The following is a 16,821-nucleotide window of genomic DNA, read 5'->3' on the forward strand; positions in this document are numbered from 1 at the left end:
GATTTTATTCTTCTGGGGTTAAGGCGATCGCCTCAACTTTTGCCGTATTTTCTTCAACTTCAGTAATCGCCCACCGGAGCACATCACCCCGCTTTTCGAGTTCTGCTTCAATTTCCTTGGGCAAATCTGCCGGATTTTCCTGGAGATCAATTTCTGCGGTAATGAAGTGGGTTGTCATCGGCCCGTTCCTTAGTGAAAATTCTGTGTTCATTATCATACCAAGCAAAGGAAACGCCCCGTCTAGTCTCCCAACATATGCAGACGATAGAGGCTGGCGTATAGCCCATTTTGGGCGAGCAGTTGATCGTGGTTCCCCGTTTCAAGAATTTCCCCTTGCTTCAGGACAATGATCTTATCCACATCCCGGATGGTCGAGAGACGGTGGGCAATAATAATCGCTGTGCGGTCTTCGAGGAGTTGTTCTAGGGCTGACTGGATTAAAGCCTCTGTGCCCACATCCAGACTTGCCGTCGCTTCATCAAGTACCAGAATTTTCGGATCGCGGATGGCCACCCGGGCAAAGGCCAGTAGTTGTTTTTGGCCCCCAGAAAGATTTGTCCCCCGTTCCCGGAGGGCTGTGCGATACCCTTGGGGCAGTTCTTCGATGAGTTGATCGACGTTGGTTAGCACTGCGGCTTGCTTTACCGCCTCAAAGGGATACTCTTCTCCCAGGGTAATATTGCGTTGGACATCCCCAGCAAAAAGAAAACTTTCTTGGAGGATCACGCCAATGTGCCGCCGCAGATCTTCTTGGGGGAGGTCACGAATATCAATGCCATCGACGAGAATGCGTCCTTCACTAGGGTCGTACAGGCGACAGAGTAACCGGATGATTGAACTTTTGCCGGCACCCGTTGGCCCCACAAGGGCGATTTTTTCACCGGGTTTAATCTTGAAATTTAGGTTTTTTAGGACATATTCCCCAGGTTTATAGCCAAAGGAAACGTTATCAAAAATAATTTCACCGGAGGCAGAATCCGAGAGATTTAAAGAAGTCGTTAAATGTTGTTGTTTATCTTGGATTTCGATGGGCTCCGACATTAACTCTGTCACCCGTTCGATGGCCGTCAACCCCGACTGGAACATGGTGAACTTGTCGGCAAATTGACGCAGGGGATTAAATAACCGCTGGGAGTAGAGGATAAAGGCGGACAGCACCCCAAAGCTCAGGGCATCCTGGAAAATCAGCCAGCCTCCCAACCAAAGCACTCCGGCGATCGCCACCAGGGAAATCCACTCCAGGGTGGCAGAAACCGCTGAGTCATGGAAGATGGTTTTATTAACGGCCAAACGATAGCGATCATTAACGGTGCGGAATAACTCTGCATTTAGCGCTTCCCGACGGAATAATTGCACGATATTAATCCCCGCGACATTTTCCTGGAGCATCGCGTTCAGTTGGGAGAGTTCTTCCCGGGCTTGGTAGTTGGCTTTGCGGTATTGTCCCTGGAAATACACGATCAAAAAGGTGACAGGCAACAACATCAACATGAGGAGCGTCGCTAGCTGCCATTGCAACAGGAAAATCGACACAATAATCACGGCCAGGGAAATGACATCATTCACAATGCCGATCGCCCCACTGGCAAAAACATCGCCCAGGGCTTCCACGTCATTGGTTAAACGGGTGACGAGCTTGCCGACGGGCATCCGGTCAAAGAAGCGCGAAGAAAGGGACGTGACGTGATCAAATAAATCCTGGCGTACTCCTGCGGTAATTTCTTGGCCCACTTTTTGGACAAGGTAGCCTTGGATCGAGGTAAAGGCCAGGCGAATCACAATGGTAGCTAAGAGAATCCAGATTAAACGGTTAATCCCTTCTGAAATGCTGAGATCAGCGAGGATGCCCCACACTGTTTCGCCCCGCAACAGGGAAACGGCCTGACCGACAACGAGGGGTTGCACAGCACCGGCGATCGCCAAGGGGATCAGCAAAATAATCGACACAGCGAGGGTAATTAGATTTTTCTTGGCATAGGGAAGGAGCTTCCCGGCCAGTTGCCAATCATTTTTCGGAGCAGAAGAGGATGCGATCGCCATGGAGATTTTTCAAGAAATGCAGACATCTAGTATATCGATTGATCACCGTAGAGGTGGGCGATTTGGGCGTCACTGACCGTTGTGGTGGGCTGATCGAACAGAATTTGGCCGGCTTTGAGACCAATTAGGCGATCGCAATGGCTCCGGGCAAACTCCAAGGAGTGGAGGCTAACAACGAGGGTTTTTCCCTGGGTTTCACAAAGCTGCACCAGTAAATCCATCATTTCCCGACTCAGTTGGGGATCAAGGCTGGCAATGGGTTCGTCTGCGAGGATCACCGCCGGATTTTGCACCAAGACCCGCGCCAAGGCGACCCGTTGTTTTTGTCCCCCCGATAGGTCGCTGGTTCTAGCAAAAAGTTTTTCGGGGATGCCCACCTGTTTTAAGACGGTTTCGGCTAGGGGACGCTCACGGGGAAAGACCAGGGAAAACAGCGCTTTTAGAAACGACCAACGTCCCAGATGACCCGCATTGACATTGTGAATGACGGCTAGACTTTCGACTAAGTGGAGTTGTTGATAAATGGTGCCGAGCTGCCGTTGGATGCGCCGCCGTCGCCTTGGGGAGAGGGTTGCGATCGCTTCCCCCCAGATGAGCAATTCCCCCTGGGTAGGCTGCCGTTGCCCATTGAGGAGACTGAGGAGGGTGCTTTTGCCTGCGCCACTGGCCCCAATTAGCCCCACCTTTTCGCCGGGATAAATTTCAAAATTGAGTTCCGTCAGGGCAGCAACGCCCCGGAAATGACACGAGAGCGATCGCCCCACAAAAATTGGTTCTGTCATCTGTTTTAATCACCCGTGGCAGAGGGAACGGTGAGCTGCGAGCCAGGTAATCCCTTGCTGGATGGTGGCTGGGCTCACGGCGGCTAGATTATGGTGGTCGGCCCCAGGCACCGCTTGGAATTGCTTGGGTTCGTTGGCGATCGCCCATAGTTGCCCCCCCATCGTATAGGGGACTGTTTCATCCAGTTCCCCGTGGCAAAAGAAAATCGGTAGCTGGAGTTGGGTGATTTTGGCCGCCGAGTCAAATCGTTGGTGCAGGAGAAACGAAACAGGAAAAATCCGATAGAGGGGTTTGGTGGTGGACATTGCCAACATTGAGGTAAAGGTGCCTTCTAAAAATAAGCCGCCGACCGGGTACTGCTGGGCCAATTCAATGGCGATCGCCCCACCGAGGGAATGGCCGTGGATCATCAACTGCTGGGCTGGAATTTTCTTCGTTTGGGTGAGAAATGTATAGGCTGCTGCCGCATCTGCGTACACCTGGGATTCTTGGGGGAAGCCGGGACTGCTATGGCCGAAACCCCGATAGTTAAAGGCCAAAACCGAATAGCCCGCTTGATACCACAGGGCGATCGCCTGGAAATTGTAGGCCGTTAACCCACCATTCCCATGGAGAAACAGTAACGTTTTATCGCCATTGCCCTGGGGCAGCCACCAACCCGTCAATTGTTGCGCTGGGGCGACGGGGATGGTGACCGTTTCGTAAGGCAAAGCAAAATCCGGCGGCACAGGATGCGGTGGTTGGGCTTGGGGTTCAAAAATAATCCGCCGCTGCCCAAAAAAAAGATAACCACAGCCCCCCAGATAGAGCAACACCAGTCCAATCAATAACCAGCCCAACATGATTTTCCTTGCCATACACCACCTCTAAATCATAGGCAGATTCCCTGGGGGAGCCAAGAATTTCAGGACAGTTTTTTGATTGTCCGGACACCCCACCAGGAAGCAGTAGCCCCTATGCCACAATGGAAGAGGAATTTTTTTTACTTAATCCCTTAACCCAATCACAGGCGATCGCCCCTTTCCCTTGCAACCCATGCCCCAAGACGTACTCCTCGGCAAAAGTCTCCCGGAACTGACCCACTGGATCGAAACCACCGGCCAACCCGCCTACCGTGGCAAGCAACTTTACAATTGGCTCTACCAAAAAGGAATCCACGACCTGGATGAGATCACTGTCTTTCCGAAGGCTTGGCGCGAACAAATGGGGACTTATCCCGTGGGGCGATCGCAGATCCACCACCAACGCACCGCCCCCGATGGTACCCGCAAATATCTCCTCCAACTCCACGACGGCTTAATTATTGAGACCGTTGGTATCCCCACCGAAAAACGCCTCACTGTCTGTGTTTCTTCTCAGGTGGGCTGTGCCATGGCCTGTGATTTTTGTGCCACCGGCAAAAGTGGCTTTACCCGGCACCTCCAGGCCCACGAAATTATTGATCAAGTGCTCACTGTCCAAGCAGACTTCCAGCAACGGGTCAGCCATGTGGTGTTTATGGGCATGGGAGAACCCCTCGCCAACCTCGAACAAGTGCTGAAATCGGTCCAGAGCCTGAACCAAGACATCGGCATTGGCCAGCGATCGCTGACAGTTTCTACCGTGGGGGTACCCGATCAGATCCGCGCCCTGGCCCAGCAGAATTTACAAATCACCCTAGCGGTAAGCCTCCACGCCCCAAACCAAGCTCTCCGAGAATCCATTATCCCCACCGCTGTCCATTATCCCATTGAGGATCTGTTAGACGAATGCCGCGAGTATGTCGCCATTACCCGTCGCCGTCTCAGTTTTGAATACATTTTGTTGGCGGGGGTGAATGATTTGCCCGACCATGCCGCCGAATTAGCCAAAAAACTGAAGGGGTTCCAAAGCCATGTAAATTTGATTCCCTACAATCCCATTACCGAGGTTCCTTTCCAGCGACCAGGGAAAAAACGAATTAATGTCTTTAAGCAAATACTCCAGGATCACAAGATTGCGGTGAGTGTGCGTTATTCTAAGGGCTTGGAAGCAGACGCGGCCTGCGGTCAACTGCGGTCAAACCTCCGACGATCGGCCCCGGCAACGGTAAAATAAAACAGCAAAAACCCACCCTTAACCCCAAAGAATCTATGAATATTTTCGGGATTGGCCTGCCAGAAATGGCCCTTATTTTTATTATTGCTCTATTAATTTTTGGCCCAAAAAAGTTGCCGGAGATTGGTCGGAGCCTAGGGAAAACGATCCGCAGTTTCCAGGATGCCTCCAGCGAATTCCAGGAGGAATTCAAGAAAGAAGCTGAAAAAATTGAAAAAACCGTTTCGATGCAGGCCCGCCTAGAGGAAGGGAACGGCGAAAAAGTCGAGGCTTCAGAAGCTAAACCGGAAACCTCTGATCAGGAAACAAAGGCTGATACCCCATCTAGTTAGAGCGCAACTGGGTTTGTCTTTGGTGTCTTGCTTCAAGCCCATTGACTGCCTGGGGTTTGACGGGGGCGATCGCCTAATAATTGTTGTTGAACGGCCTGTTGTAGATCCTGGCGGCGAATTTCAACGCTACCCTGGGCCTCGGTGATAATCAAACTATCGACGGCGGCCATCGAAAACAGTTGAAATAACAGGTGGGTGACGGGCAGTGGCACAGCAATTAGGGACGGATCCGCATTGCTGCTACCCTGATGCTGCTGGGCGAGGGCGAGGGTGGAGAAGCCATAAATCACGGTTTTGGTCCGCTGGGGATCGCTCTGGTGGGCAAGGGTCGTGATCAGCCAGTCTCCCCCTAAGGATTGGCAGACATAGTATTCAAGGGATTGTAATTTTTGGGCGAAAGCTTTGAGCACTGGGGCGATCGCCTGGGCCATCACCTGGGGCATGGTGCCATCCTGGGGGGCTTGGTCAATGAGGATTTGCAGTTGTTGGTCTAAATCCATAGAAAAAATATCAAGGCGATCGCCAAAAAATAGACTGGTCTCCCCATGATAAACCCTGGCCAAAAGTAAGCCTTTTAGGGAAAACTTTGTACTGGCGTCGGATGGTGGGCAGATGCCGCCGTGGGACAGAGCTCTTGGTACGTTTGTTCGAGCTGACTAATATTGTTCTGCAAAGTGTAACGTTCTAACACGCGCTGCCTCGCCTTGTGACCCAGGATTGTGACTAATTCTGGCTGCTCACGGAACAAGGGTAAAAGGGTTTTCAGTTGTCCGGTGACTCCCTGGGTATCGAGGACGACTCCGGCTCCCTGATTGAGCACTTCCCCATCGGCGCCGGCATCCGTGGCAATGCAGGCTAAACCGCAGGCCATCGCTTCAAGCAATGATAAAGATAATCCTTCCACCAAGGACGGCAACACAAATACATCCGCCGCCCGGAGGAGATCGATCCGCTGCACTTCATCCCCGATGAATCCAAGCCACCGCACCCCTTGATCCTCGGTATAGAGCAACTCTAAGGAAGCCTTGAGGGGGCCATCACCGACCATTAACAGCACGCAATCTTCCCCCATATTGGCCAGTCGCCAGGCTTTGAGGAGAGCTTCTACATTTTTTTCGGGGGCAATGCGGCCCTGGTAAATAAACACCCGTTTCGCTTTGAAGGTATGGCGGTAGGCACTGAGGGCCGGGGCATATTTTTGTTCATCGACGCCATTGGGAATAATGCGCACCGTATCCCGTGGCACCCCCAGTTTGACGAGCATTTCTTTTTGAATTTCTGAAAAGACAATTACCCGGTCGTAGTTGGCTAGGCAAGGGGCATAGAGCTGGTAGGTGAGGTATTGGGTACTGGATTTGAGGTTCCGTAGCTTGCTGTCAAAGGGAGGGTGAAAGGTGGCCACTAGGGGCAAATCTAATTCGCGGCAAATGTCGGGCAGGCGAAAATCTAGGGGCGAGAGGGTCAGGGAGGCATGGACGAGGTCTGGCTGGAATTGCTGGAGCGATCGCATCAGCACATGACTCGATTTGGGACTGGGGATCGTATAAATTTGCGACTTGTAGAGGAACGGTAAAAAAACCTCTGGGCAGTCCCGCCATTTTTGATCACATTCTTCTTGCTGGGCAAAGTGGAGAAAGCTTACTTGATAGCCCCGATCAAGGAGGTGATTGGTCACTTCACGGCCATAGGTGACATTGCCACAAAAAGGAGATTTTTTACCGAGCCAAGCAACATGCATTGAGGGGGATCCTGTGGTGTGCGTTAGGATTTGATTGAAATATACCAGTTCAATACCCCACCGGCGATCGCCAATCCCGAAAGGCCCAGAAGTACCGGTTGCAGGCCAAAAAAGGTTTCTGCCACCCCAGCCAGGGCTAGAGGTAAAGATAGAGCAATATTAACAGCATTATTCTGTAAACCGAAAACCTTCCCCCGGAGGATCGCCGGGGTTTCGCGCTGGATCGTTGTCTGCATCGGCACTCCTACTAGGGCCGCAAAAAAGCCCAGACAGGTGGTACTCGCAAGGGCAAAAACCAAATTGTGGATCGAAAAAGAGAGAGCAATTAAGGCGATCGCCGTCCCAATGGAACCCCAAAGGCTGAGGGTACGGTAGGGCAACTGATTACCCCAGTGACCCAAAAAGAAAGCACCGATCCCTAAACCAACGCCCCCCGCTGCCAACAAAAAGCCAAACTGCTCCGCCTTTAACCCAGGGATTTGGGCTGCCAGACTCACCGCCAACACCGCCAGGGCTGCAAACACAGAAAATAAAATCACCAATTGAATGAGAGCATTACGAACCCGGTGGTTTTCATTTAGATAGCGCAATCCGTCTTTGATATCCTCCCAGACGTGGGGCTGTTCTCGTTGGCGATCCGTTTCCGTTTCATTGGTCTTCAGGGCCAACAAGATCAGACCGGCGATCGCATAACCTCCCCCAACCACGAATTCTTTGCCCCAAGCGCCCGTAATGCCGAAGGACTCAACCAGTTGATCCGCTAGGCCCAATAACGGTTCTCCCACCGCAAACCCCACAATTAACAAAGCCATCATCGTGGTGGTGTAGAGAGAATTGGCCGCCAATAGATGTTTGTTCTTCACAATGAGCGGTAAAGTCGCCTGTTCCGCTGGCGCAAAAAATTGTGTCAAGGTAGAAACAGCAAAGGTGATCCCCAACAAAAAGACAAATCCAGGGGGAAGCTCCCACCAATTGGGCTGATCCCGCACTAGCCAGAGTAGGAGCGGGATACAAAAGACAAAGATGCCCCGCAACAAATTCGAAATAATTAGAGTTCCTTTTTTAGACCAGCGATCCACATAGACCCCTGCAACGGAACCAAACAAAATAGCAGGCACCGTAAAAGCAATCATGATCGCCGAGACCCAAGCACTAATGCTCTGATCCGCCGTTTTAAAGTGACTGGCAATCAAAGCAATCATCAGCACGAGATAAATCTTATCGGCTAGCTGTGAAAAGATTTGGCCAAGCCAAAGGACGAGAAATTTGGGGTTGCGCAATACAGGCCCAAAACCATCTACGCTTTCGGACGGGGCCGTACCCATCTCGGTTGGGGGAGTATCTTTGGGGGAGAGGGTCGGTAGATCCGTTTCCGTTGACATGCGTGCTCGGCAACCAAAAAGTTGATAAAGAAATCACTTTTAAGTATAAATCCTGCGATCGCCTTATGTTGGGGAGTTACCGCCCAGGATTTACCCGGATTGTGTGCCTAGTAACGAAGTTAGTGGTGATGGCCATAGGCCCCATCTTCCGGGAAAAAAGGCATCATTTCTTGTTTAAGTTGTAACCCCAGCCCAGTGAGCATATCTTCGAGTACATGGTCTGGGGACAGGCGAAGATATTGGGGATGAACTTCTAAGGGCACATGGCGGTTGCCAAGATGGTAAGCGGCCCTGAGCAGTTCAAAGGGAGTCGAGGCCGTTACGGTGACCACAGGTTCAGGTTTTGCCTTAACCTGCACGAGGGTAGAGCCAGTGGCGGTTTGGAAGTAGTCGTCGGGATGGATATGGCTGCCCCGGGGCAAGTTGAAGTGAATCGCTTGGCCATTGTCTAACTCCAAGCGTTGGCGGCTCTTTTGACGTTCGGCAGCAGTGAGAAATAGTTCTAGATCTACTTGGATCGGTGCCTGGGGTTGGTATTTTTGAGTCAGGATCAAGTCAGCGTTAGTCATCGGCTCTAGCGATATGAAAGTGAAAGAAAACCGGCAATCCTAAAGGAATGAACATTAGTTTAGCCTAGACCACTCTATAACTCGACTTTGTGCCACAGGAATAATGTTTAAGCAAAAAACATTTTACAGGAAAATAACAGGGAGAATATTGTGAGAAAAGTATTCGTATCATCTATAGTTAATGCACAAAAAAGTATTTATAGAGAATGGGCCTTCGAGCTTATTTATAAAGCTTCCTTACCCTCACTCTGGGGGAGATTTTTTGGGAATGAATAGGATAAAATCCCCCATTTTGCTGGAGCTTTGATGAGGAGATTTAGGGAACAACTTAAGAGATTCATTTACTTTATAAGTAGCCTCTTAACGATTAATTACAAAAACTTTGAGATTTTTGGCGGTTTTTAGCGATCGCCGACCAGGGAAGCTAGCCTGGAAGTGTCTAGTCGTAAACCCAATCAAACCGATGAATACTAAGACACTTACACCAGTCGCTCAACCGACAAAAAATGTAAGACTTTCATGGGGGCTGGTTCCTCGGAAAGATATTTCCCCAAGTCACCCCGTCAGCGGCAAAGGAAAATGCACCCATAGTGGCTGTAGTTGTCCTTCGTTTGTTGATCCGCCCGGAGGATTTAATTGCGCCCGCTGCGGTCACCCCATGTCGGACCATTGGTAAAACTCTGATCGTTTACAAAAATTCGAGTTTCCAAAAACGACAAGGCTGATTTTGAGCAGTGCATTATATTCGCAACACCCAATTCCTGGGGGCTGTGGGAATTATGGCGTCAATTAACTGATTGTCTTCCCTGGGATCCTGAAGCCTGCATAAAGATTAGAGTGTTGCCAAATCGAGGACGCAATAATGGGATCAGTATTAAGGGAGTCTCAAGAATGCGCAAGCGATTCAAGCTATGGCAGCCAAAAAAACAAATCAAGAAAGGATGGGCAGTTGGGGCGATCGCCACACCAGTTGTGCTCTGGATGATGTGCTGGTTATGGTTGCTCCCTAGTCAAAGACAGCAGGCAGATTATCCTCGCCCATCCCAGAACGAAAGTGTCACTCTAGTTGATCCCCATCGCGAAATTTTAGTTAGCGACCTGAGGGCGATCGCCGCAATTATTGGTGGTGCTCTCCTATTATTCAGCGTCCGCCGAGCTACAAAAAAGACAGAGACAACTGACTTCTGCGGTACCGATCTGAATGACGCTAATTTCTCTGGTGCTGACCTCAATGGCAAAGATTTTTCCGGAGCGAGCTTGATCAATGCCAACTTTAGTGGTGCCAATCTCAGCGGGGCAAATTTTAACGGGGCGAACCTCAGCAGCGCCAATCTCAACGGAGCCAACCTCAGCGGGGCGGCGCTCCAGTATGCCAACCTCAGCGGCGTGAATCTGAGATATGCCAACCTCAGCGGCGCTGACCTCAGATATGCCAATCTCAGTGATGCCGACCTTAACTGTACCCTCCTGAGTGATGCGAACCTCAGCGAAGCCATCCTCAGCGGGGCTCTACTCTTTTTTGTCAATTCACGGGAAGTGCTCAACCTTGAACCGATTCAACTCGAAACAGACCCTTCGCCGTTTCTCTGCAATGTTGCTCTACCCACCTATGCTCAGCAACCAAAGATGAACCCCAACCGTGACTGTCGTCGCCTGCCTCGATTATTGAGCGATCGCTATGATATTTCCCTCGAAGAAGCCCAGGGGATCGTCGAAGAGGCGCGGCAACATCGATGGGACTAATTATTTAAGGATTTCTAACAGGCGATCGCCGACCCGGAGGGCATTGGCAATAACGGTCAACATCGGGCTAGTGGCGCTACTGGAGGGGAAAAAACTACTGTCCACCACATAGAGATTTTCGAGGTCATGGAGCCGACAATCGAGGTTGAGAACCGATGCCGTGGGATCCGTGCCAAAGCGACAGGTTCCGCACTGGTGGGCAACCACAGAGATGGGCATCCGGGCGTAGGGATGGGTTCCTTTAAATTCTTGATCCACCGCCTTGAGCACCTGTTGCCAACGGTATAGCAGGCGATCGTGGGCTTCGAGGTTATTCTCGGTGTAGCTGAGGTGAACTTTATTATTTTTGAGCCACACCCGATTTTCCGGATTCGGTAAATCCTCCGTTTGCAACCACCAACCGAGGGAGCGGGTCGCCAATTGTTTTAGCCCAAATTTCGGTAAAAATTTCGCCGCAACGGACAGCAATGGCGGCGATTCCGAGAAAATTACGTCCTGCAAAATGCCGCCGGAATCCTGCACATGACCCATGGGATAGGGAAAATCCTTGTCCCCCCAATAGAAATCATTCACATAGAGCGATCGCTGAAAAAGACCATCGTTGAGGGTGGGTTCCTGCTCGACAATGACGGTCATCAGTTGCTTCATGAGATTGCGACCGACCAGCCCGGAACTGTTCCCCAGACCGTTTTCGTGTTTGGCGTTGGCGGATTTGAGGAGTAAGACCGCTGAATTCACCGCCCCACAGGCGAGCACCACAATATCCGCCCCAAATAAAAATGCCTGATTTTGGATTACTGCCTGTACCCCCTTCACGAGTTTGCCGGAGGGATCGGTGTGGATGGAGGTGACCCGCGCCCCCGTTTTCAGCGTGAGGCGATCGCCCGCCCGGATCGCAGGACTAACCCCCGTATCTTCCGAGTCCGTGCGTCCCTCCTGACCAATGCCGATGGGGAGATAATTCGGGTGCAACCCATAGCCCTGAAACCGCCCGTGAATCGCCTCCAGTTGGGGCAAGCGTTCGACAGGAGGAAAATCATAATCCCCACTCCGGCGGGGTTCTGTCGCATCATCACCGACCTGCCCATGCACCTGGTAGAGTTTTTCTGCTTCGGTGTAATAGGGTTCAAAATCGTCGTACTTTAGCCCCCACTCCGGAGAAATGCCGTCCTTATGTTCGACCGCCTCAAAATCCTTTTCCCGGAGCCGCATCAACGCCCCGCTATAGATTTTTGTGTTGCCCCCAACGCAATAGCTGGTTTGGGGATGGAACGGCTCACCATGCTGGTCGTACCACTGTTCCGGGGCGTGGTATTGCTCTTTTTTGAAAACCTCTACTTCCGTCAATTCAGAGCTTTCCTTCTCCGCAAAATCTCCCTGTTCTAGCACCAAGACTTTTTTGCCTGCATCCGCCAGCTTCCGGGCGATTGTGCCACCGCCAGCCCCCGTCCCAACCACGATTACGTCATAAATTTGGTCATCAATAATCATTACTTACACACCACTCTGTCTATAAATTTTTGTCGGGAGAGAAGATTAAAAGAAAAATCGGCGATCGCCCCCATAATTTTCCGAATTATTTACATCAACTACTGCCAGAGATAAATCAGTCCAAACAAAACAATCCAAATCACATCCACAAAGTGCCAAAACCAGGACGTTGCCTCCACACCATACTGTCCGCCCGCATAATTATTCGGCAGAAAAGAGCGCCCCAACATTACCCCTTGTAGCAAAACTCCCGTGAATACATGCAGTCCGTGAAACCCGGTCAGAAGATAGAAAATCCCCCCATAGACCCCCGACGTAAACCCAAATTCGAGACTCTGCCATTCCACCGCCTGACCATAGAGAAAATAGCTCCCCATTGCCATCGTGAGCAGCCAGAAAAAACGGAACCCCCAGAGATTTTCTTTGTGCAAAAAACGTTCTGCCAAATAAATCACCCCGCTACTAGAAACCAGCACCACCGTATTCATCGCCGGATCATGAATCTCTAAACCCTCTACCCCAGGGGGTAACCAATTCGTTGCCGAGAGTTTATAGACGATATAGCCCACAAAAAAGCTGATAAAAATCACACTTTCCGAGAACAAAAAGACAACAAAGCCGAACAGACGATGATCCTCTTCCTCTTGTCCGTGACTCGGTGCCGATACTGGGGTTTCATTAATAGCAGTCATAACAATAATTGGCAGTAAATTGCAGTCTAAAAAAGTGATGGTGATTTCAATTTATCGTCATTTCAAGTAGTGATGAAACGATTGAGAAGATCAAGTCCCCCTTATTAAGGGGGATTTAGGGGGATCCAAACTCTCAGACTCAATTGATATAACGATAATTTGAGAGTTTTTAAATACCCTAATCCCCTGAGTTTGGGGGACTTTCGTAACAGCCCATTAACCCCCTAGGTTTTCCGTGAGTGGTTCCGATTTCCCATAGCCATAGGGTTCCGCGATAACGATGGGCAACTCCTCGAAATTCTCATGTTCCGGGGGAGAAGGTACAAGCCATTCCAACCCAATCGCCCGCCAAGGATTACTCGGAGCGCGATCGCCGTTGATCCAGGAGGCGATCATATTCAGGAGAAACGGAATCGTGGACATCCCGAGGATAAAACCACCAATACTCGCGATCACATTCCAAAAGGCAAACTCCGGATCATAGGAAGCCACCCGACGCGGCATCCCCATCAACCCCACCGGGTGCATCGGCAGAAAATTTAACGTCGTGCCGATCATCGTCAACCAAAAGTGGAGCTTCCCTAACCCCTCGTAATACATCTTGCCCGTCATTTTCGGGAACCAGTGGTACACCGCCCCATAGATCCCAAAGACGATCGCCCCGTAGATCACATAGTGAAAATGCCCCACCACAAAATAGGTATTGTTCACATGGATATCCACCGGAACCGATGCCAACATAATCCCTGTGATCCCCGCAAAAACGAAGTTAATTAAACCCCCCATCGCGAAGAGCATCGGCGTATCCAGGCGCAACTTACCCCCCCAGAGGGTCGCCACCCACGCAAACACCTTAATCCCCGTCGGCACAGAGATCAGCATCGTCGAGAACATAAACAACATCCGCATCCAGGGGGGCGTACCACTCGCGAACATATGGTGCACCCAGACCACCCCACTGAGCGCCACGATGATCATTGAAGAAACAACGACAACTTTGTAACCAAACAACGGTTTGCGGGCATAGACCGGGAACAGTTCCGAGAAAAAGCCAAACACGGGCAAAATCATCACATACACCGCCGGGTGGGAATAGAACCAGAAAAAATGCTGGTACAGTACCGGACTGCCCCCCTGGGATGCATCGAAAAAGGTTGTGCCCACGGTGAGATCGAAGAGTAACATCACAGCCCCCGCCGTTAAAGCGGGTAACCCAAAAAGCTGAATAATCTGGGCAGCCAGCACCGTCCAAACAAATGCCGGGGTCTTAAACCAGCCCATTCCCGGACAACGCATCCGCACAATGGTAGTGACAATATTCACCGCCCCCAGGATCGAGGAAATGCCAGAGAGGGCAACAGCAACCAACCAGAGAAATTCGCCATTGAGCAACACTCCCGCCGGATTCTGGATACTCACCGGGGGATAAGACCACCACCCCGATTGGGCAGGTCCCCCCGGAGCCAGGAAGCTCAGGATTAACAGCGACCCAAACACCGGAACCATCCAAAAGGCGATCGCATTGATGCGGGGGAATGCCGTATCCCGCGCCCCGATCATCAGGGGAACGAGATAATTCGCGAAGCCCGCCAACACCGGAAACGTCCAGCCAAACAGCATGATGCTGCCGTGCATGGTGAAGAGGGCATTGTAAACGGTGCGATCTACGAGATCCGGCTCTGGGGTAATCAATTCCCCCCGCATGATCATCGCGAAAATTCCGGCGACGAGGAAAAAGAAAAAAGACGTGACGATGTATTGCAGCCCGATCACTTTGTGGTCGGTGCTGAAGGAAAAGAAGGTGCGCCAATTGGGCAGATGGGTGAGGGATTGTCCCTCGTTGGTTAGGGCTTCTGGGGGAGCTTGGGTCATGGTTGCAGAGGAAAGATTACGAAAAAATTTAGGGGCGGAATCACAAAAATTTAGGGATGGTAATTCACCATGGGCGGTGGGGCGGGGGGGACAGTCTTCCAGGCGGCGCGGTCTTCTTTCTGTTGACGGCGGGCGTATTCACTGGCGGCTTGGTTGGGGGCGGGGGTCGGGGTTTGGCGGGCGGCGTGGTTTAGCCAGGCTTGGTAGTCTTCCTGGGATTCCACCACCACATCAGCTTCCATGGCGGCAAAATAGGTTCCGCTAAATTGGGAATCGCGAATCCGATATTTACCTTCCTTGATGGGGGTAAATTCAAAGTCGGTATCTTCAAAGGGGATCACGTCCTGTTTGACCCGGAAGGCGGGGATAAAAAAGCCGTGGATCACGTCGGGCGATCGCAGGATAAAGTGGGCGCGTTGGTTCACCGGGAGATGGAGTTCGGTGCTGGTGACATTTTTTTCGGGGTAGTGAAAAACCCATGCCCATTGCTTGGCGAGGACTTCCACATTGGTGATGGGCATCTCCATAGGGGGCATCCCGCTGGCAACATTTTTCGTGGGGGCTGCCTGGTGGACGTGACCGGGGGCTTGGATATTCATCTCGCGGTAGGTCTGGTAACTGAAATACGCCAGATAAATCACGATCAGAAAAGGAATCGTTGTCCAGATAATTTCGAGTTTGATGTTGCCTTCGATGGGGGGACCATCACTGGTGTCGTACCGTCCTGCCCGGTGGAACAGGATCGAGTAGGTCATGGTTCCGGTAACGCCAAACAGGATAAAGGTGCCGATCGCCACCATGGTGCTAAAGAGCTGATCCACCAGTTGGGATTCCATGGAAGCCTGGGGCGGCAACCAACTGTAAGACCATTGCCCGACCACGTAACTAAATACCCCCAGGAGCAGGGCGATCGCCGAAAGTGAGAGAACCGTTTTTAATTTCATAGCCTAATTTTTTCCCCCTTACCGCAACAACACATTGGGATCTTCACCGAGACGGAGCAGATGACCCGCCGTATTGTGCGCCCCAAACTCCGCCGCCAACTGAGCGCCCAGGGTTCCGTGGATATACATCACAAACATAATCACCAGCCCCGCCAACAAATACCACCACTGCACCTGACGACTGCGATCGCTGCGCCACACATAGCGCTGAAACCCTCGCCAAACCGTCATCCCCACGATTAACGCCAGGAGTAGAACACCGCCCACCCCATGCCAGATCATCGTGTCGATGGCATTAAAATTCCAGGCACTTTTCACATCAGTGGGCGCATCCATCAACAAAATTTCGTAGAAGCCCGCCGCCACCGTAAAGAAGGTGATCACCGATGCCGCCACCATGTTGTACCAGCCCACATCAAAAAAATTAGAGCGGGTGGCAGGGATCGCCAAATACTTAAAAATGGGACGCTCGAAGGTAAAAAACACCCCGACAATATCGAAGGCAATGCCAATGATAAATAGCCCCAGGGTCAAATGCACCAGATTCGGGTGGATGGGAATGCTGTAGGGCAAACCATTAGCGCCCAGATTGAGTTGATTAATCAGATCAGAATACATGGATTACAGAAGCCCTTCCTTTGCTGCTTGGACAATCTCTGTGGTGTGGAGTCCGTAAACCCAGACCAATTTATCCCCGAGATACACCTGGAAAAAAACGATCCCCGTCAAAATTACCCCCATCCCCAGATAGGACATCGGCAGCACTTCGGGATCTTTGGAGCGGATCACGTAGCGCCATCCGGTCAAGGCGGCAACAATACCCGATAAAGACCAACCGATGATCGTGTGGAGATTGAGCACAGGTTCGACGGCATCGTAGGCGATCGCCAAACCCGCCTCTATTTGCCCGAAGATAATGGCGATAAAGATCGAGACCGTGGCGACGAACATATTCCACCAGCTCACTTCATAGAGCTTGCTATTGCGCGTGAAATAGCCCACTACATCGCAGAAAAACGCAAACAACACCATCGCAATCACGAAATGCACCACAATCGGGTGAATCGTATCGGGATAGGGGAGATTATGCTCGTTGAGGGGGGGAAGAAGATTATCAAACATGAAAATTGAGTGGAGAGGATACGACCCAATCCCCAAA

Annotated in this window: 17 protein-coding genes; 3 read left to right on the top strand and 14 right to left on the bottom strand. The window is 51.2% G+C overall.

Annotation, left to right across the window (positions count from 1 at the left end; genetic code table 11):
- Positions 1-4 precede the first annotated feature (4 nt).
- From AWQ21_RS16365 to AWQ21_RS03585, 4 genes are all read right to left on the bottom strand, one after another.
- Complete coding sequence (locus tag AWQ21_RS16365; RefSeq protein WP_198159686.1) at positions 5-178, bottom strand: hypothetical protein; 174 nt, start codon at positions 176-178, stop codon at positions 5-7.
- 62 nt (positions 179-240) lie between these two features.
- Positions 241-2,040 (bottom strand): ABC transporter ATP-binding protein, encoded by a 1,800-nt coding sequence (locus tag AWQ21_RS03575; protein WP_065713362.1) that lies wholly within the window; start codon positions 2,038-2,040, stop codon positions 241-243.
- 26 nt (positions 2,041-2,066) lie between these two features.
- Positions 2,067-2,822 (bottom strand): phosphonate ABC transporter ATP-binding protein, encoded by a 756-nt coding sequence (locus AWQ21_RS03580; RefSeq protein WP_065713363.1) that lies wholly within the window; start codon positions 2,820-2,822, stop codon positions 2,067-2,069.
- 9 nt (positions 2,823-2,831) lie between these two features.
- The gene (locus AWQ21_RS03585; protein WP_065713364.1) at positions 2,832-3,680 is read right to left on the bottom strand and encodes an alpha/beta hydrolase; all 849 of its coding nucleotides are present in this window, start codon (positions 3,678-3,680) and stop codon (positions 2,832-2,834) included.
- A gap of 178 nt (positions 3,681-3,858) precedes the next feature.
- Here AWQ21_RS03585 and rlmN point away from each other — a divergent pair, with 178 nt between their 5' ends.
- Both rlmN and AWQ21_RS03595 read left to right on the top strand, forming a co-directional pair.
- Positions 3,859-4,899: a 23S rRNA (adenine(2503)-C(2))-methyltransferase RlmN gene (rlmN, locus tag AWQ21_RS03590; RefSeq protein ID WP_065713365.1), complete on the top strand. Its 1,041-nt coding sequence runs from the start codon at positions 3,859-3,861 to the stop codon at positions 4,897-4,899.
- Between the two features lie 35 nt (positions 4,900-4,934).
- Positions 4,935-5,231, top strand: a complete 297-nt coding sequence (locus tag AWQ21_RS03595) for a TatA/E family twin arginine-targeting protein translocase (RefSeq protein WP_065713366.1) — start codon at positions 4,935-4,937, stop codon at positions 5,229-5,231.
- Between the two features lie 32 nt (positions 5,232-5,263).
- Here the strand turns inward: AWQ21_RS03595 and AWQ21_RS03600 are convergent, their stop codons facing one another.
- From AWQ21_RS03600 to ureE, 4 genes are all read right to left on the bottom strand, one after another.
- The gene (locus tag AWQ21_RS03600) at positions 5,264-5,794 is read right to left on the bottom strand and encodes a hypothetical protein (RefSeq protein WP_232315056.1); all 531 of its coding nucleotides are present in this window, start codon (positions 5,792-5,794) and stop codon (positions 5,264-5,266) included.
- 11 nt (positions 5,795-5,805) lie between these two features.
- Positions 5,806-6,969, bottom strand: coding sequence for a glycosyltransferase family 4 protein (locus AWQ21_RS03605; protein WP_065713367.1), 1,164 nt, complete (start codon positions 6,967-6,969; stop codon positions 5,806-5,808).
- 23 nt (positions 6,970-6,992) lie between these two features.
- Positions 6,993-8,351 carry an MFS transporter gene (locus AWQ21_RS03610; protein WP_065713368.1) on the bottom strand — a complete coding sequence of 453 codons (1,359 nt, stop codon included), beginning with the start codon at positions 8,349-8,351 and terminating at the stop codon, positions 6,993-6,995.
- 119 nt (positions 8,352-8,470) lie between these two features.
- On the bottom strand, positions 8,471-8,920 hold the full coding sequence (gene ureE / locus AWQ21_RS03615) for an urease accessory protein UreE (RefSeq protein ID WP_065713369.1): 450 nt from the start codon (positions 8,918-8,920) through the stop codon (positions 8,471-8,473).
- Between the two features lie 891 nt (positions 8,921-9,811).
- Here ureE and AWQ21_RS03620 point away from each other — a divergent pair.
- A complete protein-coding gene (locus AWQ21_RS03620; RefSeq protein WP_065713370.1) occupies positions 9,812-10,663 on the top strand; it encodes a pentapeptide repeat-containing protein in 852 nt (283 codons plus the stop codon).
- On the opposite strand, the gene AWQ21_RS03625 is transcribed toward AWQ21_RS03620, so the two are convergent.
- The 6 genes from AWQ21_RS03625 to AWQ21_RS03650 all read right to left on the bottom strand — a co-directional run bounded on the left by AWQ21_RS03625 (position 10,664) and on the right by AWQ21_RS03650 (position 16,784).
- Positions 10,664-12,154, bottom strand: coding sequence for a GMC oxidoreductase (locus tag AWQ21_RS03625; protein WP_065713371.1), 1,491 nt, complete (start codon positions 12,152-12,154; stop codon positions 10,664-10,666).
- 98 nt (positions 12,155-12,252) lie between these two features.
- Positions 12,253-12,846 (bottom strand): heme-copper oxidase subunit III, encoded by a 594-nt coding sequence (locus AWQ21_RS03630; RefSeq protein ID WP_065713372.1) that lies wholly within the window; start codon positions 12,844-12,846, stop codon positions 12,253-12,255.
- Between the two features lie 216 nt (positions 12,847-13,062).
- Positions 13,063-14,718: a cbb3-type cytochrome c oxidase subunit I gene (locus AWQ21_RS03635; protein ID WP_065713373.1), complete on the bottom strand. Its 1,656-nt coding sequence runs from the start codon at positions 14,716-14,718 to the stop codon at positions 13,063-13,065.
- Between the two features lie 50 nt (positions 14,719-14,768).
- Entirely contained in the window at positions 14,769-15,662 is an 894-nt protein-coding gene (locus AWQ21_RS03640; RefSeq protein WP_065713374.1) for a cytochrome c oxidase subunit II, read from the bottom strand.
- Positions 15,663-15,680: 18 nt separating this feature from the next.
- Entirely contained in the window at positions 15,681-16,280 is a 600-nt protein-coding gene (locus tag AWQ21_RS03645) for a DUF2231 domain-containing protein (RefSeq protein ID WP_065713375.1), read from the bottom strand.
- Positions 16,281-16,283: 3 nt separating this feature from the next.
- The gene (locus AWQ21_RS03650; RefSeq protein WP_065713376.1) at positions 16,284-16,784 is read right to left on the bottom strand and encodes a DUF2231 domain-containing protein; all 501 of its coding nucleotides are present in this window, start codon (positions 16,782-16,784) and stop codon (positions 16,284-16,286) included.
- Between the last annotated feature and the right edge of the window lie 37 nt (positions 16,785-16,821).

The sequence above is a fragment of the Picosynechococcus sp. PCC 7003 genome (assembly GCF_001693255.1).
In the GTDB taxonomy this organism is placed as follows: Bacteria; Cyanobacteriota; Cyanobacteriia; order Cyanobacteriales; family MRBY01; genus MRBY01.

Coding starts and splice junctions, on each gene's coding strand:
- AWQ21_RS16365 (WP_198159686.1), bottom strand. CDS start 178: ATGACAACCCACTTCATTACCGCAGAAATTGATCTCCAGGAAAATCCG.
- AWQ21_RS03575 (WP_065713362.1), bottom strand. CDS start 2,040: ATGGCGATCGCATCCTCTTCTGCTCCGAAAAATGATTGGCAACTGGCC.
- AWQ21_RS03580 (WP_065713363.1), bottom strand. CDS start 2,822: ATGACAGAACCAATTTTTGTGGGGCGATCGCTCTCGTGTCATTTCCGG.
- AWQ21_RS03585 (WP_065713364.1), bottom strand. CDS start 3,680: ATGGCAAGGAAAATCATGTTGGGCTGGTTATTGATTGGACTGGTGTTG.
- rlmN (WP_065713365.1), top strand. CDS start 3,859: ATGCCCCAAGACGTACTCCTCGGCAAAAGTCTCCCGGAACTGACCCAC.
- AWQ21_RS03595 (WP_065713366.1), top strand. CDS start 4,935: ATGAATATTTTCGGGATTGGCCTGCCAGAAATGGCCCTTATTTTTATT.
- AWQ21_RS03605 (WP_065713367.1), bottom strand. CDS start 6,969: ATGCATGTTGCTTGGCTCGGTAAAAAATCTCCTTTTTGTGGCAATGTC.
- AWQ21_RS03610 (WP_065713368.1), bottom strand. CDS start 8,351: ATGTCAACGGAAACGGATCTACCGACCCTCTCCCCCAAAGATACTCCC.
- ureE (WP_065713369.1), bottom strand. CDS start 8,920: ATGACTAACGCTGACTTGATCCTGACTCAAAAATACCAACCCCAGGCA.
- AWQ21_RS03620 (WP_065713370.1), top strand. CDS start 9,812: ATGCGCAAGCGATTCAAGCTATGGCAGCCAAAAAAACAAATCAAGAAA.
- AWQ21_RS03625 (WP_065713371.1), bottom strand. CDS start 12,154: ATGATTATTGATGACCAAATTTATGACGTAATCGTGGTTGGGACGGGG.
- AWQ21_RS03630 (WP_065713372.1), bottom strand. CDS start 12,846: ATGACTGCTATTAATGAAACCCCAGTATCGGCACCGAGTCACGGACAA.
- AWQ21_RS03635 (WP_065713373.1), bottom strand. CDS start 14,718: ATGACCCAAGCTCCCCCAGAAGCCCTAACCAACGAGGGACAATCCCTC.
- AWQ21_RS03640 (WP_065713374.1), bottom strand. CDS start 15,662: ATGAAATTAAAAACGGTTCTCTCACTTTCGGCGATCGCCCTGCTCCTG.
- AWQ21_RS03645 (WP_065713375.1), bottom strand. CDS start 16,280: ATGTATTCTGATCTGATTAATCAACTCAATCTGGGCGCTAATGGTTTG.
- AWQ21_RS03650 (WP_065713376.1), bottom strand. CDS start 16,784: ATGTTTGATAATCTTCTTCCCCCCCTCAACGAGCATAATCTCCCCTAT.